At 58.1% G+C, this 20,622-nt stretch carries 23 protein-coding genes and 1 rRNA gene; 10 read left to right on the top strand and 14 right to left on the bottom strand.

Translation table 11 applies throughout. The annotated features are described in order from the left end of the window. The first annotated feature begins 54 nt into the window (after positions 1–54). Both GWQ27_RS16430 and GWQ27_RS16425 read left to right on the top strand, forming a co-directional pair. A complete protein-coding gene (locus GWQ27_RS16430) occupies positions 55–795 on the top strand; it encodes a KDGP aldolase family protein (RefSeq protein ID WP_275907795.1) in 741 nt (246 codons plus the stop codon). Positions 796–898: 103 nt separating this feature from the next. Continuing rightward, positions 899–2,803 (top strand): PRD domain-containing protein, encoded by a 1,905-nt coding sequence (locus GWQ27_RS16425; protein ID WP_275907794.1) that lies wholly within the window; start codon positions 899–901, stop codon positions 2,801–2,803. Positions 2,804–2,821: 18 nt separating this feature from the next. On the opposite strand, the gene npr is transcribed toward GWQ27_RS16425, so the two are convergent. The 10 genes from npr to GWQ27_RS16375 all read right to left on the bottom strand — a co-directional run bounded on the left by npr (position 2,822) and on the right by GWQ27_RS16375 (position 9,636). Further along, a complete protein-coding gene (gene npr / locus GWQ27_RS16420) occupies positions 2,822–3,094 on the bottom strand; it encodes a PTS phosphocarrier protein NPr (protein WP_005314403.1) in 273 nt (90 codons plus the stop codon). 20 nt (positions 3,095–3,114) lie between these two features. After that, positions 3,115–3,981 carry an RNase adapter RapZ gene (gene rapZ, locus GWQ27_RS16415; protein ID WP_005314405.1) on the bottom strand — a complete coding sequence of 289 codons (867 nt, stop codon included), beginning with the start codon at positions 3,979–3,981 and terminating at the stop codon, positions 3,115–3,117. Between the two features lie 42 nt (positions 3,982–4,023). Beyond that, the gene (gene ptsN, locus GWQ27_RS16410) at positions 4,024–4,470 is read right to left on the bottom strand and encodes a PTS IIA-like nitrogen regulatory protein PtsN (protein WP_005314406.1); all 447 of its coding nucleotides are present in this window, start codon (positions 4,468–4,470) and stop codon (positions 4,024–4,026) included. Positions 4,471–4,472: 2 nt separating this feature from the next. Beyond that, entirely contained in the window at positions 4,473–4,760 is a 288-nt protein-coding gene (gene hpf / locus GWQ27_RS16405) for a ribosome hibernation promoting factor (RefSeq protein WP_005305957.1), read from the bottom strand. A gap of 21 nt (positions 4,761–4,781) precedes the next feature. Further along, a complete protein-coding gene (locus GWQ27_RS16400) occupies positions 4,782–6,221 on the bottom strand; it encodes an RNA polymerase factor sigma-54 (protein ID WP_096119772.1) in 1,440 nt (479 codons plus the stop codon). Between the two features lie 65 nt (positions 6,222–6,286). After that, complete coding sequence (lptB, locus tag GWQ27_RS16395; protein WP_005314412.1) at positions 6,287–7,012, bottom strand: LPS export ABC transporter ATP-binding protein; 726 nt, start codon at positions 7,010–7,012, stop codon at positions 6,287–6,289. A 3-nt stretch (positions 7,013–7,015) separates the two neighbouring features. Continuing rightward, complete coding sequence (lptA, locus tag GWQ27_RS16390; protein WP_005314414.1) at positions 7,016–7,543, bottom strand: lipopolysaccharide transport periplasmic protein LptA; 528 nt, start codon at positions 7,541–7,543, stop codon at positions 7,016–7,018. Then, positions 7,530–8,090: an LPS export ABC transporter periplasmic protein LptC gene (gene lptC / locus GWQ27_RS16385; protein WP_021140208.1), complete on the bottom strand. Its 561-nt coding sequence runs from the start codon at positions 8,088–8,090 to the stop codon at positions 7,530–7,532. Before lptC ends, lptA begins: the two co-directional genes overlap by 14 nt. Next, the gene (gene kdsC, locus GWQ27_RS16380) at positions 8,087–8,641 is read right to left on the bottom strand and encodes a 3-deoxy-manno-octulosonate-8-phosphatase KdsC (RefSeq protein ID WP_169046921.1); all 555 of its coding nucleotides are present in this window, start codon (positions 8,639–8,641) and stop codon (positions 8,087–8,089) included. The genes lptC and kdsC overlap by 4 nt, the downstream gene beginning before the upstream one ends. Continuing rightward, positions 8,641–9,636: a KpsF/GutQ family sugar-phosphate isomerase gene (locus GWQ27_RS16375; protein WP_099994512.1), complete on the bottom strand. Its 996-nt coding sequence runs from the start codon at positions 9,634–9,636 to the stop codon at positions 8,641–8,643. The genes kdsC and GWQ27_RS16375 overlap by 1 nt, the downstream gene beginning before the upstream one ends. A gap of 207 nt (positions 9,637–9,843) precedes the next feature. On the opposite strand from GWQ27_RS16375, the gene mlaF reads away from it, so the two are divergent. The 7 genes from mlaF to murA are packed head-to-tail and all read left to right on the top strand — an operon-like array spanning position 9,844 to position 14,362. Then, positions 9,844–10,644, top strand: coding sequence for a phospholipid ABC transporter ATP-binding protein MlaF (gene mlaF, locus GWQ27_RS16370; RefSeq protein WP_011898278.1), 801 nt, complete (start codon positions 9,844–9,846; stop codon positions 10,642–10,644). Continuing rightward, on the top strand, positions 10,644–11,423 hold the full coding sequence (gene mlaE / locus GWQ27_RS16365; RefSeq protein ID WP_005314426.1) for a lipid asymmetry maintenance ABC transporter permease subunit MlaE: 780 nt from the start codon (positions 10,644–10,646) through the stop codon (positions 11,421–11,423). The genes mlaF and mlaE overlap by 1 nt, the downstream gene beginning before the upstream one ends. Positions 11,424–11,430: 7 nt before the next feature. After that, a complete protein-coding gene (mlaD, locus tag GWQ27_RS16360) occupies positions 11,431–11,922 on the top strand; it encodes an outer membrane lipid asymmetry maintenance protein MlaD (RefSeq protein WP_058394617.1) in 492 nt (163 codons plus the stop codon). Between the two features lie 9 nt (positions 11,923–11,931). Further along, a complete protein-coding gene (gene mlaC, locus GWQ27_RS16355) occupies positions 11,932–12,564 on the top strand; it encodes a phospholipid-binding protein MlaC (RefSeq protein WP_005314430.1) in 633 nt (210 codons plus the stop codon). Further along, positions 12,561–12,833 (top strand): STAS domain-containing protein, encoded by a 273-nt coding sequence (locus GWQ27_RS16350; RefSeq protein WP_275907793.1) that lies wholly within the window; start codon positions 12,561–12,563, stop codon positions 12,831–12,833. Before mlaC ends, GWQ27_RS16350 begins: the two co-directional genes overlap by 4 nt. Further along, positions 12,833–13,090: a BolA family iron metabolism protein IbaG gene (ibaG, locus tag GWQ27_RS16345; protein WP_005306001.1), complete on the top strand. Its 258-nt coding sequence runs from the start codon at positions 12,833–12,835 to the stop codon at positions 13,088–13,090. Before GWQ27_RS16350 ends, ibaG begins: the two co-directional genes overlap by 1 nt. Positions 13,091–13,105: 15 nt before the next feature. Beyond that, positions 13,106–14,362: a UDP-N-acetylglucosamine 1-carboxyvinyltransferase gene (gene murA / locus GWQ27_RS16340; protein ID WP_275907792.1), complete on the top strand. Its 1,257-nt coding sequence runs from the start codon at positions 13,106–13,108 to the stop codon at positions 14,360–14,362. 91 nt (positions 14,363–14,453) lie between these two features. Here the strand turns inward: murA and pmbA are convergent, their stop codons facing one another. Further along, positions 14,454–15,797, bottom strand: coding sequence for a metalloprotease PmbA (gene pmbA / locus GWQ27_RS16335; protein ID WP_113722070.1), 1,344 nt, complete (start codon positions 15,795–15,797; stop codon positions 14,454–14,456). Between the two features lie 112 nt (positions 15,798–15,909). On the opposite strand from pmbA, the gene yjgA reads away from it, so the two are divergent. Continuing rightward, on the top strand, positions 15,910–16,434 hold the full coding sequence (gene yjgA, locus GWQ27_RS16330; protein WP_275907791.1) for a ribosome biogenesis factor YjgA: 525 nt from the start codon (positions 15,910–15,912) through the stop codon (positions 16,432–16,434). Positions 16,435–16,523: 89 nt separating this feature from the next. Here the strand turns inward: yjgA and GWQ27_RS16325 are convergent, their stop codons facing one another. The 3 genes from GWQ27_RS16325 to rrf all read right to left on the bottom strand — a co-directional run bounded on the left by GWQ27_RS16325 (position 16,524) and on the right by rrf (position 20,616). Continuing rightward, positions 16,524–19,607: a transglycosylase domain-containing protein gene (locus GWQ27_RS16325; protein WP_275907790.1), complete on the bottom strand. Its 3,084-nt coding sequence runs from the start codon at positions 19,605–19,607 to the stop codon at positions 16,524–16,526. A 217-nt stretch (positions 19,608–19,824) separates the two neighbouring features. Then, positions 19,825–20,142, bottom strand: coding sequence for a PTS system regulator TmaR (gene tmaR / locus GWQ27_RS16320; protein WP_005314445.1), 318 nt, complete (start codon positions 20,140–20,142; stop codon positions 19,825–19,827). Between the two features lie 359 nt (positions 20,143–20,501). Beyond that, positions 20,502–20,616, bottom strand: a 5S ribosomal RNA gene (rrf, locus tag GWQ27_RS16315). Positions 20,617–20,622: the final 6 nt, after the last annotated feature.

Raw genomic sequence — 20,622 nt, 5'->3', positions numbered from 1 at the left:
GTTCCAAACAGCAAGCCGTCATCGAAGACCATATCTAATTCAGGAGGATCACTGATGTCCCTAACTCCCAATTACTACCGCAACCGTGTCTGCCTCAATGTATTAGCGGGCTCCAAACAGAATGCTGTCGACATTTATGAGGCGGCCGAAGGCCATGTACTGGTCGGCGTGCTCTCCAAGAATTATCCGGATGTGCCCTCCGCGGTCGCCGATATGCGCGATTATGCGAAGCTCATCGACAACGCTCTCTCCATCGGGCTGGGGGCGGGCGATCCACGCCAGTCCGCCATGGTAGCTGAGCTGGCCTGCCAGCTGCAGCCCCAGCACGTCAATCAGGTCTTCACTGGGGTGGGTGCCAGCCGGGCGCTGCTGGGCCAGCCAGAGACGCTGGTCAATGGCCTCATTTCCCCCACCGGCACACCGGGTCTGGTGAAGATCTCCACCGGGCCCCTCAGTGCCCAGCAACCGGACGGGATTGTGCCCATCGACACTGCCATCGCCCTGCTCAAGGACATGGGCGGCAGCTCGGTCAAGTTCTTCCCCATGGGAGGGCTGGACTGTCGTGCCGAGTATCAGGCGGTGGCCGAGGCCTGTGCCCGCCACGGCTTCTGGCTGGAGCCCACAGGTGGCATCGATCTCGACAATTTCGAAGAGATAGTGCGGATCGCGCTGGACGCCGGGGTCGAAAAGGTTATCCCCCACGTCTACAGCTCCATCATCGACAGCGAGAGCGGCCAGACCCGCCCCCAGGATGTACGCACCCTGCTCGCCACGGTGAAACGACTGCTGGCGTGATGAAAGATGGCACCGGTCCGATCACTGGCCGGTGCCTGGCTTGTTAATGACCCGCTTGTTAACATCGACCCTTTATTTCGCGACAGGAGTCCCGTCCCCCCTCATGACCAAGCTGCCCCACCCCAGACTCCATCAACTGCTGACCCAGCTCCATGCCGAACCGCTGCCACAGGAGGAACTGGCTCGCCGCCTCCATGTCTCCACCCGCACGGTGCGCACCGACGTGGCGACCCTCAACGAGCTGATTGCCACCCACGGCGCCCACCTGATCCACCAGCGTGGCAGCGGCTACCAGCTCAAGATTTACAATCAGGGGCTGTTTGATGAGTTGCTGGCGGCCCAGGAGCAGGAGAGCAGCCTGCCGCGCACCAGTCGTGAGCGGGTGCTGCACCTGCAGATCTTGCTGCTGACGGCGGAACAGGGGATCAAGCTCGACGAACTGGCGGATACCTGGTATCTGAGCCGGGCGGCGCTGCAGGGGGATATGGCGGAAGTGCGGGAGCGGCTCGCCCACTTTGGCTTGCTCATCGACAGCAAGCCACGGCTGGGCATGCGCATCCAGGGGAGCGAGACGGCGATCAGGGCCTGCCTCACCCAGTTGCTCTATCAGGAGCTGCTCCACAACAACCAGTTGCAGAGCCTGCTGCCCAACCTTTGCCCCAGCAAGACGCTGGAGGTAGTGGGCAATCACATCCATGCCCAGCTCAGCCGCCATCAGCTGCGCCTCGCCGACGAGAGCCTGCAACAGCTCACCATCTACTGCGCCGTCGCCCTGCTGCGGCAGGCTGCGGGGCACGAGCTGCGCCAGTTTGCCAGCGAAGACATCACAGAGACGCTGGCCGCCGTAGCCAGTGACATTTATGCAGAGCTGCCGACCCTGATGCCACCGGGAGAGGAGGAGATCGCCTGCCTCGCCATCCAGATCCAGGCCCGCCTCACCGCCGACACGCCCAGGCTCAGCCCGGCCATGGCCGCCGAGAGCGAGCAGTTGGTCGAGCATCTGCTTGCCTATATCCATCAGCACTATCCCTATGATCTGCGCGGCGACCTGCAGTTGCGAGCGGATCTGCAGACCCATATCAGCGCCATGCTGCTGCGGGTCAAATACCAGATCGGCAGCCACAATCCGCTGGCGGATCACATCAAGCAGTACTATCCCCTCGCCTACGACATCACGCTGGCCGCCATTTCGGAGTGGATAAAACAGACACCTTACCGGCTGACCCACCACGAGATCGGCTACCTGGTAATCCATATCGGGGTAGGGCTGGAGCGCCACTACGACATCGGCTACACCCGCCGTCCCCAGGCACTGTTGCTGTGCGATGCCGGCAACGCCACCTTCCGGGTTCTGGAGGCGCGCATCAAGCGGGAATATCCCCAGCTGCAACTGGCCAGCCTGGAGTCGGTGCGAGATTACGAGGGATTGACGCGGATCGAGCAGGATTTTGTCATCAGCACTGTCAAGGTGAGCGAGAAGAACGTGCCCGTGGTGCAGGTGGCACCTTTCCCGACCCAGTATCAGCTGGAGCAGCTCGGCAAACTGGTGCTGATCGACCGCACCCGCCCCTACCTGCTCGACAAATACTTCGATGCCGACCACTTCATGGTGGTCAATGAGCCACTCAACCAGAGTCAGCTGTTCGCCCGCATCTGCGATCAGCTGGAACAGGAAGACCTGGTGGAAGCGGGGTTCAGAAGTTCACTCCACGAACGGGAGCACATCGTCTCCACCCTGCTGGGAGAAGGCATAGCCCTGCCCCACTCCCTCGGCCTGCTGGCGCGGCGCACCCTGGTCTATACAGTGCTGGCACCACAGGGGATCGACTGGGGCAATGGCGAGACAGCCACCCTCATCTTCGTGCTGGCCATCAGCAAGGCTGACTACGAAGAAGCGATGGGGCTCTACGATCTGTTTCTGGCGCTGATGAACGAAAAAGCCAGCAAGAATCTGCTGGCTTGTCGGGATTTTGCCAGCTTCAAGGGGCTGGCGCGCACCGGTTCCTGAACCCGGGCGGGGAGTGAGTCACTCCTCGTTGAAGCCGGAGGTGAACAGCGCCACCACGGCGGCCAGCGCCTCCACTTCTTCGGGGCCCTCCACCTGTACTTCCACCTGCTTGCCCTGGGCTGAATCCAGCATCAGCAGGCCGATCACGCTGTCTGCATCGGCCTCGATGCCGTCCTCATTGCGCAGCAGCACGTGGGCATCGAAGCCCTGTACCAGCTCGAACAGCATCATGGCCGGTCTGGCATGCATACCCAGTTTGTTCTTCACTTCCACCGAGGCTGAGACGGTCATCTGATCTTCCTATTGGTCCATCAATGTTGCGGCGTACTTTTGTCGAGGGTGCGGTGGCGGATCTGGACGTTCTTGCCGAGCAAGCGGAACGCGCCAGCCAGCTGCTCTGCGATGAACACGGACCTGTGCTGACCACCGGTGCAACCAATTCCCACAGTGACATAGCTACGATTGTTGCGCTCCAGATGAGGCAACCAGGTCGCCAGCATGTTTTCAATCTGCAGGATGAACTGCATCACGTCTGGCTGGCTGGAAAGGTAGCGGGCCACAGGCTCGTCCTTGCCGGTAAAGGGTTTGAGCTCGGGGATCCAGTGTGGATTCGGCAGAAAGCGGGCGTCGAACACGAAGTCGGCGTCCTTGGGGATGCCGTACTTGAAGCCGAATGACTCGAACACCAGCACCAACTCATTCTCTTTCTTGCCGAGCACCCGGGTCTTGATGAGCTCACTCAGGTCATGAATGCTGAGGCTGGTGGTGTCGATACGCAAATCGGCAGTCGAGGAGAGCGGCGCCAGCAGATTGGTCTCTTCACGGATCGCCTCATCCAGCGAGAGCTGCTTGCGGGACAAGGGGTGCAGCCGGCGGCTCTCGCCGTAGCGCTTGAGCAGGGTGGAGTTCTCCGCATCGAAGAAGAAGCTGGAAAATTCCACCCGGCCTTCATTGCGAACCTGGGCCAGCAGGGTCTCCAGCTTGTCTGCGCTCACCGGCAGGTTGCGCACGTCGATACTGACCGCCAGCTTGTCATACTGGCTCTCGACCGACACGATCAACTGGGGCAGCAGGTTGACCGGCAGGTTATCCACACAGTAATAACCCAGATCCTCCAGCACGCGCAGAGCAACTGTCTTGCCCGAGCCGGAGCGCCCACTTACCACTATTAATTGCATCTTGTTGCCTCACCGCTTGGGGTCATCACGAGGGCCCGAATATCAGGCCGACGTCATGATCTGATAGAGATCTTCATCGCTGGTTGCCTGGCGCAACTGGCGGCAAACCGCCTTGTCGCCCAGTTTGGATGCCATCAGGGAAAGGGTCTTGAGGTGCTGTTTGCACTCACTTTCCGGCACCAGCAGGGCAAAGAGCAGGTCAACAGGTTGATTGTCGATGGAGTCGAAGGGGATAGGCTCTGCGAAGGTCATCAGGATGGCGGTCGGCGGAAACTCGTCACCGATACGGCCGTGGGGAATGGCGATACCGGCACCGATCCCGGTACTGCCCATTTTTTCTCGTGCCAGCAAACACTCGAACAGTGTCTGGCGAGAAGTCCCCAAGCGCTCAGCGGCTAATTCACTGATGATCTCGAGGGCGCGTTTCTTGCTGGTACAAGGGACCGCACTTTTGGTGCAGTCCCGACTCAGTATGTGTTCAAGTTGCATAGTTATTTTTGATTTAACTTATCTTTGTGCTTGATGATCTGCCGATCCAGCTTGTCCAGCAGGGTATCAATCGCAGCATACATATCAGCATGCTGTGAATTGGCGAACACCTCACCGCCGCTGACATGCAGCTTGGCTTCGGCGATCTGGTTCAGTTTTTCTACGCTCAACACCACATGAACATTGTTGATGTGGTCAAAGTGACGCTCGAGTTTGGCAAATTTGTTATTCACATAATCACGCAGAGCTTCGGTGATCTCGACATGGTGTCCGGTCAGGTTAATTTGCATAACGTCTTCCTTTTGTTTTGCCTAAACCAGGCGTTTGCGCTGATTGGATGGCGGGATCAACAAGGATTCACGGTACTTTGCGATCGTGCGTCTCGCCACCATAATACCCTGTTCGGCCAGCAAATCCGCGATCTTGCTATCACTTAGCGGCTTGGCGGGATTCTCCGCCGTCACCAGCTTCTTGATCAGCGCGCGAATTGCGGTCGATGAGCACTCTCCTCCTCCTTCTGTGTTCACATGACTGGAGAAAAAAAACTTCAGTTCGAAGATGCCGCGGGGGGTATGCATGTATTTCTGGGTCGTTACCCTGGAAATGGTCGACTCATGCATCTCCACCGCCTCGGCGATATCGTTGAGCACCATAGGCTTCATGGCTTCTTCACCATACTCGAAAAAGCCCTGTTGTTGCTCGACAATACAGGTCGCCACCTTGAGCAGGGTGTCGTTGCGACTCTCCAGACTCTTGATGAACCACTTGGCTTCTTGCAAGTGGGAGCGAATGAACTGGGTATCCTGGCTGGTACGCGCCTGACGGGCCATGGCGGCATAGGTCTCGTTGACCCGGATGCGCGGTGCAGAATCAGGGTTGAGCTCTACGACCCATTTGTTGCCCTTCTTGACGACGGTGACATCCGGGATCACGTATTGGGAGTCACTCTGTATGATGCCGTTACCTGGCCTGGGCTCCAGCTGCTGGATAAGGTCCAGCACCTCCTTGAGGTCACTCTCCTTGAGCTTGGTCTTGCGGGCCAGGGTGCGGTAATCACGGTTGCCGAGCAAGTCCATGTGCTCCTTGATCACCTCCCTGGCCTCATTGAGCCAGGGCAGTTCAGGAGCGTACTGGCCAAGCTGGATCAGCAGACACTCCTGCACCGAGCGCGCTGCGATGCCGACCGGATCGAAATGCTGCACCCGCTTGAGCACGGCCTCGACCTCGTCGAGTTCCACCTCGACATCCTCGCTGCTCACCGCCACCTGTATATCTTCGAGAGAGACGGTCAGATAACCGGAGTCATCGATGGCATCTATGATGGCCAGCGCAATGGCAGCATCCAGATCGCTGAACGGGGTGAGGCGCATCTGCCACAGCAGATAGTCCTGCAGGTTCTCGGTGGTTTCCCCCTGATAGACGCTGTCCTCCCCATCGTGGATGGGGCCTGCGCTCTGGGCTGTGCCAGCTGAATAGACATCTTCCCAAGTGGTATCTACCGGCAGTTCGTCCGGCATCTGATCCTGGGCCATGGCATCGCTGGAATCGAGCTGACTGTCGTCGACGGGCTCTTCCGGGCTGGTCTCCTGAACCTCATTCTCCTCTTGCTCAAGCAAAGGATTGTTATCGAGCGCTTGCTGAATTTCCTGCTGGAGTTCCAGGGTGGAGAGCTGGAGCAGACGAATCGCTTGTTGTAATTGCGGCGTCATGGTCAGGGACTGACCGAGACGCAACTGTAATGTCGGCTTCATCTACGTCGGGATATCCTTATGTTCAGCGAGGCAGTCGTCAAAGGAAATGAAGAGATGCCCCCTTACTATAGACTGAATTGATCGCCCAAATAGACGCGCTTGACCTGTTCATCGGCAAGGATCTCGGCCGGTGCACCTTCGGCGATCATCTTGCCGTGGCTGACGATATAAGCCTTCTCACATACGTCCAGAGTCTCCCTGACGTTGTGGTCGGTGATCAAGACACCAAGGCCTCTATCTTTCAGATGCTGGATGATCTTCTTGATGTCTATCACAGAAATGGGGTCGACCCCGGCAAACGGCTCATCCAGCAGAATAAAGCGCGGCTCGGCCGCCAGCGCGCGGGCGATCTCGACCCGGCGTCGCTCCCCCCCTGACAGACTCTGACCCAGGTTGTCACGGATATGGGTGATGTTGAACTCTTCCAGCAGTTGTTCGACCTTGTCTTCACGCTCTTCGCGGCTCAGCCCCTTGCGGGTCTGCATGACCCCCATCAGGTTGTCGAACACGGACAGACGACGGAAGATGGAGGCCTCCTGCGGCAGATAGCCGATGCCGTTACGGGCACGGATATGCATGGGCTGCTGGCTGATGTCCTGATCGTCGATGGTGATGAGGCCGGCATCGCTCTGCACCAGCCCCACTATCATGTAGAAGGAGGTGGTCTTGCCTGCACCGTTCGGGCCGAGCAGGCCGACGATCTGGCCGGTACCCACCTCCAGACTCACGTCACTGACCACCATGCGACGCTTGTAACTTTTTTGCAGGCCGGCTGCTTTCAACACTGCCATGGTTTATTTTCCCTGCTTCTTCTGGTCGGCGGGCTTGTCGAAGTTCTCTACCTGATCAGGCAGGAACACCGTCTTGACCCGCTGGGTCGGCCCCTTGCTCTCGGCGATCATCTTCTGTTTGACGATGTCGTAGCGGATCAGGTCACCGTTGACCTGGCTGTCTTCCTGTTTGAGCTGACCGTTACCGGTAATAGTCACCAGGCGATTTTTCAGCTCGTAGCGAATGCTGTTGCCGTGGGCGTTGACCGGTTTGCCGTTGTCCAGGATCTGGAAGAAGGTGGCAGGCTTGCCATAGGCCGTCATGACCTCGGCACCTTTGTCACCGGAACGGATCACCACCACCTTGTCAGCCTTAATCTTGATGGTGCCCTGAGTGATGATGACATCGTCACTGAAGGTGATGCGGTTGTCCTGCATCTCGGCCACCTGTCTGACCGCATCCACATAGACCTTTTCGGCAAAGTCGGACTCTTTGGCACTCACGGTGCCGCACAGCAGCAAAGCCGCGAGGGCCAGATTAGCGTTTTTCATTGAAATAGATGGCATGGCCCTGATCCAGTAATTCAAAATATTTGCGTTCCAGATGACCCTTCAGGCCAACGCCTTCGGTCTGGAATTCCTTACCCACTATGCTGACATGCTGATTGCTTCTCACATTCTGAGTCACCAGATCCAGCTCCAGATAGGGGGTATCCAGTGTGGAGATGAAGGAGGTGGGCAGCAGGCCATCCAGATGTACCTTGTCGCGCAGGATCACGTTGTCATCTGTATTGAGGACACCTGTGTCGGCCGTGACTTTCCACTCGGCCTCACCCTGCTTGTCAAACATGTAGACCACCGGCTTGTTGAAGGTAGCCTGCTCGATGATCTGGTAATACTCCGCATACTCGGACTCCAGCCGTTCTGTGCGTCGACCGTTGACATCAAAACGGGTGGTCACCAGGTTCCTGGCGGTGAAGTCCGGCTGGTAGTTTTCTGCCTTGGTGGTCGGCTCCGGCGTCAGGTCGATGTCACCAATCTGCCAGGCGGCCAGCGCCACCAGAAACAGCAGGGCGAACAACAGCGTCTGTCTGCTCATACCGAGGCCTCTGGCTGATAATCGCCATGCCCTTGCGCCTGCAGTATGAGGTCACACACCTCGCGCACCGCGCCCATGCCACCGCCAAGCCGGGTCACCATATCGGCACGACTCAGCACCAGCGGATGAGCATCAGCCACGGCAATGCCGAGCCCGCAGGCCTGCATCACCGGCAGATCTATGGTGTCATCCCCCATATAGGCGGCTTGTGACGCTTCCAGACCCAGCCTGGTCAGCAGCGCCTCGAAGTGGGGCAGCTTCTGATCTGCCCCCTGTACCAGATGCTGCACTCCCAGGCTCTTCATCCGATCGCTGACGATGCGGGAGTTGCGCCCGGTGATGATGGCTATTTCAATCCCGGCGTTGAGCAGGGCCCGCATACCGGCGCCATCGCGGGTACAGAAGGTCTTCAGCTCTTCGCCGTCATTGCCCATATAGATGAGGCCGTTGGAGAGCACCCCATCCACATCGCACACCAGCAGGCGGATTTGCGCCGCCCTGTCGTATTGGCTGCGCGTCACCGGACCATAAAGGGTCGGTACGTTTTGCATCAAATTACTCCGGCTTTCAGCAGGTCATGCATGTTGAAGGCCCCCAGCGGGCGCTTGTCACCATCCACCACCAGTAATCCGTTGATCTTTTTCGTTTCCATCAGTTTGACAGCTTCTGCCGCCATCATCTCGGGGCCAACGGTAACACAGTTGGTCGTCATCACCTTGGCGATCGAGGTGTGATGGATATCCACCTGCAGATCCAGGATCCGGCGCAAGTCACCATCGGTGAACAGTCCGGCCAGCAGACCCTCTTCGTTGACGACCGCCGTCATACCCAGACCTTTGCGACTCACTTCCAGCAGCGCCTGGCTGATGGTGGCATCTATCCCCACCTGGGGCAACAGATCGCCACTATGCATCAGGTCACCGACCCGCAGCAGCAACCGCTTGCCAAGGGAGCCACCAGGGTGGGAAAGCGCGAAGTCATCGGCGGTGAAGCCACGGGCTTCCAGCAGAGCAACCGCCAGTGCATCGCCCATCACCAGGGTAGCCGTGGTGCTGGAGGTCGGCGCCAGGCCCAGCGGGCAGGCCTCTTTATCCACCTTGATGCACAGATGCACATTGGCCTCTTTGGCCATGGTGGAGGCCGGATTGCCGGTCATGCAGATCAACTGGATGCCACGACGTTTGAGCACCGGCAGCAGGGCCAGGATCTCGTCGCTCTCACCGGAGTTGGAGATGGCGATGATGAGGTCACCGCTGGAGATCATCCCCAGATCCCCGTGGCTGGCTTCACCCGGGTGGAGGAAGAAGGCAGGGGTGCCAGTGCTGGCCAGGGTGGCAGCAATCTTGCTCCCGATGTGACCTGACTTACCCATGCCGGTGACCACTATCTTGCCACTGCAGCGCAGCACCAGCTCGCATGCCTTGTCAAAGGCATCGTTCAGGTACTGATAGAGTCCATCAATCGCTTGTTTTTCAATGTCCAGCACAGTACGGGCGCTGCGACGAAAATCGAACAGTTCAGACACTTTCTCAGGCTTTACAGACATAAAGGCACAGCTCCGGGCGGAAATTTGCTGCGGGATTATAAAAAAGTCTGTCGAGATAAGCGAATCGGATACTTCTCGGTCCCAAAAGAGAGACAATCGGTGACGCAAAACTGTCGCGCTTTTGAGGAAGCAGGCTGTTCAATAGTTGTTCCTTGCTGTTGCTTAGACCTAGACTAGCCCATAAAATTCGCTCTTCATTTACACCGGATGGACAATTGTTTGAACAATGACCTTATCACCATCTCCGATCTGACCTTCAGTCACGGAGATCGGCTGTTATACGACGGGATCAACCTGACCATTCCCCGTGGCAAGGTCACTGCGGTCATGGGCCCGAGCGGCATCGGCAAGACCACATTGCTGCGGCTGATCGGTGGCCAGATCAAGCCGGAGTCCGGTCATATCCTGTTTGACGGGGAAGATATCCCCACCCTATCCCGCTCTCGTCTGTACGAAGTGCGCAAGCGGATGAGCATGCTGTTCCAGAGCGGCGCCCTGTTTACCGGCATGACGGTCTACGACAACGTGGCCTTCCCGCTGCGGGAGCACTCAGGCCTGCCGGAGGAGCTGATCCACACCATCGTCATGATGAAGCTGCAGGCCGTGGGTCTGCGCGGGGCCGCTCAGCTGATGCCGTCCGAGCTCTCCGGTGGCATGGCACGCCGTGCCGCACTGGCCAGATCCATAGCGCTGGATCCGGACCTCATCATGTATGACGAACCGTTTGTCGGCCAGGACCCCATCACGATGGCGGTACTGGTCAAGCTGATCAAGGAGCTGAACAGCGCCCTCGGCATTACCTCCGTCATCGTGACCCACGACGTGAACGAGGTACTGACCATCGCCGATTACGCCTATATCATCGCCAACCGCAAGGTGGTGGCGCACGGTACGCCGGCGCAGCTGCGCGAAGAGCATAATCCCGAAGTCGAGCAATTCCTGCTTGGATTGCCCGACGGTCCTGTCCCGTTTCATTTTCCGGCAGGCGACCTGCTACAGGATCTGTGATGTTGATAAGCCAAGTAAGCAAGCTGGGCCGGGTTGGCGTGCGCGTCATCAGCTCCATCGGCCGTGCCACCATAATGCTGTTTCATGCGCTGGCGGGCAAACCCGAGCCACGCAAGCACTTCCCTCTGCTGCTTCAGCAGTTGTATGTCGTGGGTGTGCAGTCCGTTGCCATCATTCTGGTCTCCGGCCTGTTCATCGGCATGGTGCTCTCGTTGCAGGGTTACAACGTATTGAAAGACTTCGGCGCCGAGCAGAGCCTGGGCCCGCTGGTTTCCCTCTCCCTGTTGCGGGAGCTGGGTCCCGTGGTGACCGGCCTGCTGTTTGCCGGCCGCGCCGGCTCTGCACTGACCGCCGAGATCGGCCTGATGAAGGCCACAGAACAGCTCTCCAGTCTGGAGATGATGGCGGTCGACCCGCTGCGCCGGGTAGTGGCCCCTCGCTTCTGGGCCGGCGTCATCAGCATGCCGCTGCTGGCCTTCATGTTCAGCCTGATCGGCATCTTCGGTGGCAAACTGGTCGGTGTGGATCTGCTGGGGGTGGACGAAGGCAGCTTCTGGTCCGCCATGCAGGCATCCGTCGACTGGCAGGATGACATCATGCAAGGTGCAATCAAGAGCCTGATCTTCGCTCTGGTAGTCACCTGGATTGCGCTCTTTAACGGTTATGATGCCAAGCCGACCTCGGCCGGGATCAGTCAGGCCACAACCCGTACCGTGGTCCACTCCTCCCTGGCCGTGCTCGGCCTGGATTTTATACTCACCGCAGTCATGTTTGGATAAGGTAAAGATGAAGTTCAGCAAAGTAGAATTCCTGGTTGGCGCCTTCATGCTGGCCGGCATCGGTGCCATTCTGGCGTTGGCACTGCAAGTAGCAGGGTTGAGTTTCAAACCGGAAGGAGAAACCTATACCCTGCGCGCCCATTTCGATAATATCGGCGGCCTGAAAGTACGCTCACCGGTCAAGGTTGGTGGCGTCGTCGTCGGTCGGGTCAGCGACATCAGCCTGGATGCCAAGAGCCAGGTGCCGGTCGTCTCCCTGCTGATGCAAAAGAGCGCCGGCGAGTTTTCCGAAACCAGCACCCTCTCCATCCTGACTTCAGGCCTGCTCGGCGAGCAGTACATCGGCCTGATGCCCGGCTTCAGCGATGAGGAGATGGGTACCAGCATGCTCAAGGATGGCGACATGATTGAAGACACCAAATCAGCCATTGTGCTGGAAGACCTGATTGGCAAGTTCCTCTATAGCCAGTCTTCCGACACCAAATCCGACAGCAAGTAAGGAGTAACCATGTTCAAGAAGATCGCCCTGTTGCTGGGTCTGATGACCAGCATGCTGTTTTCCCTGGTGGCTCACGCCACCAATGCTGCCGACCCCTATGCCCTGGTGGACGAAGCGGCCAAGCAGACCTTTGCCCGCCTGAAGGCGGACAAGTCCCAGGTGAAGAGCAATCCGGATCACCTGCGGGTCATCATCCGTGAAGAGTTGCTGCCCTACGTGGACAACCGCTTCGCTGCCTACAAGGTGCTCGGCAACCAGATCAAGCAGACCACCCCGGCTCAGCGTGACGCCTTCGTCGAGGTGTTCACAGAGTACATGGTGAGTTCCTATGCCGATGCGCTGGCCCATTTCGACAAGCAAACCGTCAAAGTCGAGCCGGGCAAGGCGCCGGGTGACAGCAATATCACCGCCGTCAACGTCAGCGTGAAAGAGGCCGGCAAGCCGGATATCTTCCTCGAGTTCAAGCTGCGCAAGAACAACAAGACCGGCGAATGGAAGGCCTTCGACATGGTCGCCGAAGGGATCAGCCTGCTCTCCGCCAAGCAGAACGAGCTGGGTGGCCTCATTCGCCAGAATGGCATAGATGCAGTGATCGCCCAGCTGCGCGCTCACAACGCCAAGCCGTTGGTCATCAAGTCATGAAATTTAGCGGTGATCTGCAGGCACCACAGGTCAATGCCCTGTGGCAACGCCGCGCCGACTGGTGGCAGGAAGATCGGCTCGAGCTAAGCGGTGTCACCACCCTGGACTCCGCCGGGCTGGCACTGCTGGTCAAATGGGCCAAAGCCGTATTGGTACGAGGCGCCACACCGCAACTGGTGGGCGCCTCCACTGATTTTTATACCCTGGCCAACCTGTATGGAGTGGCCAGTCTGTTTCAGTCAACTCCGATCACAACCGAGGACGCATAATGCAAGTCTCTGAAATTGAAGCGATACTCCTTGAGGCTCTGCCATTGTCCGAAGTCCATGTCAAAGGAGACGGCAGTCACTATCAAGTGATCGCCGTCGGTGACATGTTTGACGGCATGAGCCGGGTCAAGAAGCAGCAGGCCATCTATGCCCCGCTGATGGACAAGATCGCCAGCAACGCCATCCACGCACTCTCCATCAAGGCCTTTACCGATGCCGAGTGGAAACGCGAACGTAAATTCCTACTGCCCTCCTGATTGGTATCTAAGTAAATGGACAAATTCAAGATCGATGGTCGTTGTACTCTCAACGGCGAAGTGACCATCTCTGGCGCCAAAAATGCCGCCCTGCCGATCCTGTTCGCCACCCTGCTGTGTGATGAGGAGATCCACCTCTCCAACGTACCGCGCCTGAAAGACGTGGGTACCACCCTCAAGCTGCTGGAGATGCTGGGCGCCACCACCAAGGTCAACGGCAACGTGACAGTGCTGACCGGTGCGGTGAACAACCACGTCGCCCCCTACGAGCTGGTGAAGACCATGCGCGCATCCATACTGGCGCTCGGCCCGCTTGCTGCCCGTTTCGGGGCTGCCGACGTCTCCTTGCCCGGTGGCTGCGCCATCGGTGCCCGTCCGGTGAACCTGCACGTCCACGGCCTGGAGCTGATGGGCGCCAAGATTGCCATCGAGGATGGTTACATCAAGGCCCGTGTCGATGGCCGCCTCAAGGGCGCTCATATCCTGATGGACATGGTTTCCGTCACAGGTACCGAGAACCTGATGATGGCCGCTACCCTGGCCGACGGTCGCACCGTGATCGAGAACGCCGCCCGTGAACCGGAGGTAGTCGATCTGGCCAACTTCCTCAACGCCCTTGGCGCCAAGGTTCAGGGCGCGGGCACCGACACTCTGACCATCGACGGTGTCGAGCGTCTGCACGGTGGCAGCTACAGCGTGCAGCCTGACCGTATCGAAACCGGTACCTTCCTGGTTGGCGCAGCGGTTACCGGTGGCAAAGTCACCTGTCGCAAGACAGATCCTTCCCTGCTGGAGGCGGTACTGGTCAAGCTGGAAGAGGCAGGCGCCTTGATCGAGAAAGGGGCTGACTGGATCACCCTCGACATGACAGGCCGCACTCTCAAGCCGGTCACCATCAAGACAGCTCCCTACCCGGCCTTCCCGACCGACATGCAGGCACAGTTCACCGTGCTGAACACCGTCGCCAAGGGCACCGGCATGGTCACAGAGACCATCTTCGAGAACCGCTTCATGCACGTACCGGAACTGGTGCGAATGGGTGCGGACATAGAGCTGCAGGGCAATGTCGCCATCTGCCGTGACACCGAGCAACTCAAGGGTGCCCAGGTGATGGCCACAGACCTGCGCGCCTCCGCCAGTCTGGTGCTGGCCGGCTTCGTCGCCGAAGGCTCCACCATAGTCGACCGTATCTATCACATCGACCGTGGCTACGAAGATATCGAGCACAAGCTGCAAGGTCTGGGCGGGCGCATCGAACGTATCAAGGGCTGACTGACAACCCTTGAACATATCTGTTAAAAAGGCCCCCTCGCGTTGGCGAGGGGGCCTTTTTCATATCATGGATTCAAAGTGAGTACGGGTATTAATGCCCCGCCAGCTTCATGTTCTCCACCAGTACGGAACCGGTCTTGAGGCTGGAGCGCTCATCTTCATCACACCCCACCGCCACGATATGGTTAAACATCTCGCTCAGGTTGCCTGCTATGGTGATCTCTTCCACCGGGTAGGCAATCTCGCCATTCTCGACCCAGAAGCCGGCTGCGCCACGGGAGTAGTCGCCATTGACGATGTTGACCCCCTGCCCCATCAGCTCGGTCACCAGCAGACCAGTCCCCATCTCCTTGAGCATCCCCTGGAAATCCTGACCCGTGTTGGAAACCTGCCAGTTATGGATGCCACCGGCATGCCCCGTGGTGGTCAGTCCCAGCTTGCGGGCGGAGTAGGAGGTAAGCAGCCAGCTCATCAGCTCGCCGTTGCGCACTATGTCCATATTCCGGGTAAGTACCCCTTCCCCGTCAAACGGCGTACTGGCCAGTCCGCCCAGCAGGTGGGGAAACTCTTGGATAGTGAGCCACTGGGGCAGGATCTGCTTGCCCAATTTGTCGAGCAGGAAGCTCGACTTGCGATAGAGGTTGCCGCCGCTGATGGCCATCACCAGATGGCCCCACAGGCCGGCGGCTGTGTCCGGGTGAAACAGCACGGGCGCATGTCGAGTGGAGATCTTGCGGGCACCCAGGCGGGAGACGGTGCGTTCCACCGCCTCATCGGCGATGCGCTGCGGACTCCAGAGCCCACCCAGGTCACGACTCGAGGAGTAGCCGTAGTCCCGTTGCATGTCGCCATCCAGCTCGCCAATCAGCACGCAGCTCAGGGAGTTGCGTGACGCAGCATAGCCTTTGACGAAGCCGTGGCTGTTGCCATAGACCTTGATGCCGAGGTGGCTGGAGAAACCGGCCCCATCGGAGTGTTTGATGCGTGCATCGCGACCCAGCGCCAGCCGCTCACACTCGATGGCCAGCTCGATCCCGCGCTGGGGATCCAGTTCGATTTGGTGGCACAGTTGCAGATCGGGGGCATCCCAGGCCAGCAGCTCGGCATTTGCCAGACCGGCACAATCATCGGCAGAGGTATGGCGGGCGATTTCCATGGCCGCTTCGACGGCGGCGCGGATAGCTGGCTTGCCCAGATCCGTGGTGGAAGATGAACCCTTGCAACCATCGCGATAAACCGCGATGCCCAGAGCACCATCCTTGTTGAATTCGATACTTTCCAGTTCACAACCCCGGGTGTTCACCGACAACCCGGTCTGTTTGCTGATGGAGACTTCGGCCAGCGAGGCGCCCAGTCCTTTGGCTATCTCCAGTGCCTCGGCAACGACGGCCTCGAGATGGGCTTGATCCTGGCGAATTTGGTCTTGCTGATCCATAACTCACATCTATATGAAGGAAGGAAAGGGGCTAAGCATATCAGACCCCTGCGCCCAGCGGGAGAAGCTGGTAACATATCCACCAATGTGAATGACAGGAATCAAGAGACCGATGAGTCAATATCAAGACGACAACGAGTTGGAAGACTGGGGCCCCAGCAAGACTCAGCTCAAGCGTGATGCAGAGGCGCTACAAAAGCTGGGCGCAGAGATAGTATCTCTAAGCCACAGTGAGCTGGAAAAAATCCCGTTGGATGAAGAGCTTGCCGATGCTGTCGAGCTGGGCCGCAAACTCAAACCCAAGAAAGATGAGTCCTTCCGTCGCCATTTGCAGTTCATCGGCCGCTTGATGCGCAGCCGTGATATCGAGCCGATCGAAGAAGCGCTCTCCATCATCAAGAACCGCCACTCCACCGTGAATGCCCGCTTGCATCGCCTGGAACAGTGGCGTGAACGCCTGATCAACGAAGGCGACAGCGCACTCAACGAGTTGATGTCCCAGTTCCACGAGCTGGATCGCCAGAAGCTGCGCCAGCTGATCCGCTCCGCCAACAAGGAACGGGAACTGAACAAGCCGCCGGTCGCCTATCGCGAAATGTACCAATACCTGCGTGGCGAAATCGAAGACCTGCTGTAAGTGATGGCTCACGCCTCATGGCGAGCAGCAAGCGACACAGTGTAAAACGGGGCCAACATATGGCCCCGTTCTTTATCCTGGCTTGCGAGCTAATTGCCCGCCATACACTGTGTATGAGTACCGGGTTGCAGATAAGGCATCAGCAGTGGAGCCATCCCCTTGAGCACCTGCACTGGCAGGGCTGAGGTGAAGCGGAACTTGTCAGACTGGCTGCCCGGCACATAGGCGGTCAGGGTACCGAAGTGGTCCTCTCCCAGGAAGAAGACAAAGGTCGCGGTCCGGTTGCGCGCCAGCGAACTGGTGACATTGCCATAACGACCCACTGTCTCGATCCGGTTGTCGCCAGTCCCCGTCTTGCCCCCCATCGGCAGCACAGTGCCATCCGGCAGAGCAAAAGCACCGGCGATACGCCTTGCAGTTCCCCCTTCCACCACCTTGGAGAGTGCATTGCGCAAAGCAGTCGCTACTTCTGCGGGCAGCACCCGGGTGCCCTCGGTGTGAACGGGCTCAAAGTTGGTCTCAAATGGTGTGCCCTTGGCAAACGAGAGATGTTCGATACGCAGGGTGGGAGCCCGAATGCCACCGTTCTGAATGATCCCCATCAACTCGGCCAGCGCGGCGGGTCTATCCCCCGAGCTACCCAGAGCCGTTGCCAGCGATGGTACCAAATGGTCAAACGGATAACCCAGCTTGGCCCAACGCTGATGGATGTCGAGGAAGGCCTCGACCTCCAGCATGGTACGGATACGGCTGTCACGGGCACTGCGGTGACGAGTTTTGAACAACCAGCTATATACCTCTTGTCGTTCATCCCGGCTGGCTTCAACCGCATCGGCAAAGGTCGCCTTGTCGAACTCCTTGAGATAGGCAAGCAACCACAGCTCCAGCGGATGAACCCGCGCGATGTAACCCTGATCCGGCAAGGAATACTTGCCTGGGCCATAGCTGGTGTAAAGCTGCTCAATGCGTCTGTCGCTGAGCTTGTCACGCGGCAACCGTTTGGCCAGGAAGGCGGCAAAGGTCTCCTGCGAGGCATCCGGCATCAGATAGCGATGCACGGCAGCAAGCCGTACAGCGCTGGGCTTGAGGCCATCCAGGAAGGTGTCGAGCTGCTCATCCGCCGTCTTGCCGCGATACTTGCGCCAGAAGCGCAGCAGATAGGTTTGCCCCTCCTTATCGGCAAACTTGGCCAGATACTCGGTACGACGGGGATCCTTGTCATCCTTGAGCAGCTGGGCGCGGTTGCCCTCCCGATAGAGGCTGTAGCGCACTATGTCCCGCATCAGACGCACGAACGGCAAGTTGATTGACTCGCGCAGCGCATCTCGTATTGCAGGAATGCGTCCGTTATCCTCACGGCGGAAGTTGTTGAAGGTGTGCATACCGCCCCCGGTGAAGAAGCCTTCGTTCGGACTGGCTGAGTATTGGCGATCAAGTGCGGCCTCCAGCATCAGCGGCAGGCTCTTGTCCTTGGCCGTCATCAGATAGGAGACGGCCCAGCGACTGAGGTTGTCCTGACCCGAGACCTCAATCTTGCGCAGGCTCTCTGCTGGCATATCGGAATAGTTGTCGTGCAGCTCTGCAATGATTTCCAGATAGGTGGTCAATACCCGCAACTTGGCAGTGGAACCCAGCTCCAGCTTGCTGCCTTCGTTGATGTCGAATGGCTGATCCGTGTTGTCCGTCTGCACTCGTACCTTGAAACCTTCCGGTGATTTCTCGAACAGAGTGAAACTGTAACGCACATCCCCTGTCTTCTCCGGCGAGAGCAGGCGCTCACCAAACAGGCCGACCTGAGCAGCAAACGCGGGATCGGCAAGCTGTTGCAGATAACGGGAGATCTCGTTTTGCAGCGGCATATTGAGGCTGGTATCCGCGCTCATATCCATCCGGTCGAGGTCATACAGCTGCACCCCGAGCTGGCGGCTCAGGCGAGTGCGCGCGACCTGCAAACCCTTGTTGTTGTTGACTCGGGTCATAGCGGGGGACTGGAGGAAGTCGCGGAAACCAAGTTTGGCCTTGAGCGCAGCCTCCATCAGTGGCGGCGTGATCATGCCCTCCTGCACGAACAGTCGCAGATAACTGTCCGTCAGGGTCGCCAGTGCATCCCGTCCCTGCGCCAGATAATAGGAAGGGCGACGGTGTGCGATCATCAGCGAAACAATCTGCCGCAAGGCAAGTCCTTGATCTTCAAGTGCCGCATCCTGGTTACGAGCCGGATCCAGCAGCCGATTGACCTCGTTCACATTGGCGCCAAACCAGACCCACAAGCCATCACCCAGCCCATGTACCTCGCCATAACCAGGGGCAGCCGAGAGTGGCACAGAGTTGAGATAAGCCCAGGCAACCAGCTTGCGCGCCTCCAGGGTTTCCGGCCCCAATCGATACGCCCGCACACTGGCTGACGCCATCTGGCGGATCTTCTCGGTCGGTGACAGCGTCAGACCATCGGGAGAGTGGCGGTACTTCTCGACCTGAGTCGCCAGTGTACTGCCCCCTGCGGACTGATCCTGCATGTCCAGTGCCTTGCCCACCTGTGACATTGCTGCCTTGGCAAAGCGGGGCCAATCTACCGCCGGGTTTGCCAACGGCTGCTCGTTGCTCAGCAGATCGCGGTTCTCGATAAACAACAGCGACTGGATGACCAGGGGAGGAATGGAAGCAAAATCCGGGTAATAGTGAGTCGGATACTTGAATTGATAGAAGGGCTCGGCACGGCAGTCATGCAGGGTCAGACCGGCCTGCACTTTCTCGGTATAGGGAACAAAGAAACCACGGCTGGCATAGTCATAGAGCGCATCGGAAAAATGTGTCTGCTCGCTGACCTGATAACCCCGTTGCAGCAGACGCTCCTGCATCATGGGCAGCAGCACATAGCCGAGCCGCTTGTCGAAGGGGCCATCCTCAGGGAAGATTATTTGCTTGCTGGGGCCAGCTTCGACCTGATAGGTCAGCTTGGCCGCATAGCGGGAGATCTCCTGCGACTGCAGCCGGGAGGTCTGCATCTCATAGCCAACCAGGGCAATCGCAGCCGCCAGGCACAGCAAAAAGAGAAAGCAGAACAACCAACGCCACCAGGGACGACGCTTGCGCTTGTACTTGCCGTCCGCGCTTGGGACAGATGAATCTTGAGATGCCACTTTGTTCAAATCCGTCTGTTCTGATGCGCCCATATCAGCCCCGCCATGGTTGCGCAATTTATTGTGTTTCACTCAAGCTTAGTCTTTTCAAGTCAATGGCTTGAAAACTGTTGACCGCTTTGTAGCGATGGTAACAGGGCGATCAAAAAAAGGGGAGCCGATTGTTGCAGCTTGATGAGAGATCCGAGCTGATGGCAGAAAACAAAACACCGGCCTAAAGCCGGTGTTTTCAGGTAGCAAAGAGACTTGCTTACTTGCTGGAGCTCATGGCTTTGAGCTTGGCACTCAGGTCTTTACGCTCTTTGGACAGCTCGGCATTCTTGATGATGTGATCATCAACGCGCTCTTCATAGTCGGTACGCATGTTGGCGATGATGGCCTGAACCTCATCGATACTCATACCGGGCTTGATGTAGTCACTCAGGTTGTCGAGCAGCAATACACGCTTCTGGTTGTCACGGATCTTCTTCTCGTTGTCCGCGATTTCACGCTTGAGTTTGTTCTGGCGACGGGACATACGCACATATTCCAGTACATCGCTGAAGGTGGACTTGTTTACTTGTTCCATATCGATACCACTGACTTAAGGTTGATAAAAGCAGGCCAAGCATTACCGGTACAAGAGAGAAAAAAGAGAGTGTACAGGTAAACCCGAGATGCCCTTACTCTACCGAGTTATGAGGCATATACAACCCTAATTGCAGGCTTGGCAGCGGGTTTTGGCAGGAGAACATCAATAGGAACACTAAAACTCAAGAGCCATGATAGCGCACGAAACGGTCACGTCAGGAGGCAAGACGCTGGCAGTGCTTTGGTGCCTGAGCTAATGCCATATGGAATGTGCCGTCATAAGGTGATAGCCGACCAAAACTTGAATTTCAGGTAATAAAAAACCCCGCTCGATGAGCGGGGTTTTTCGTGTTGGGTGCCTGGCAGTGTCCTACTCTCGCATGGCGAATGCCACACTACCATCGGCGCTACCGCGTTTCACTTCTGAGTTCGGCATGGGATCAGGTGGTTCCACGGCGCTATGGCCGCCAGGCAAATT

The organism is Aeromonas sp. 5HA1 (assembly GCF_029237245.1).
Classification (GTDB): domain Bacteria; phylum Pseudomonadota; class Gammaproteobacteria; order Enterobacterales; family Aeromonadaceae; genus Aeromonas; species Aeromonas salmonicida.
This window is presented reverse-complemented; position numbering and strand designations above follow the sequence as displayed.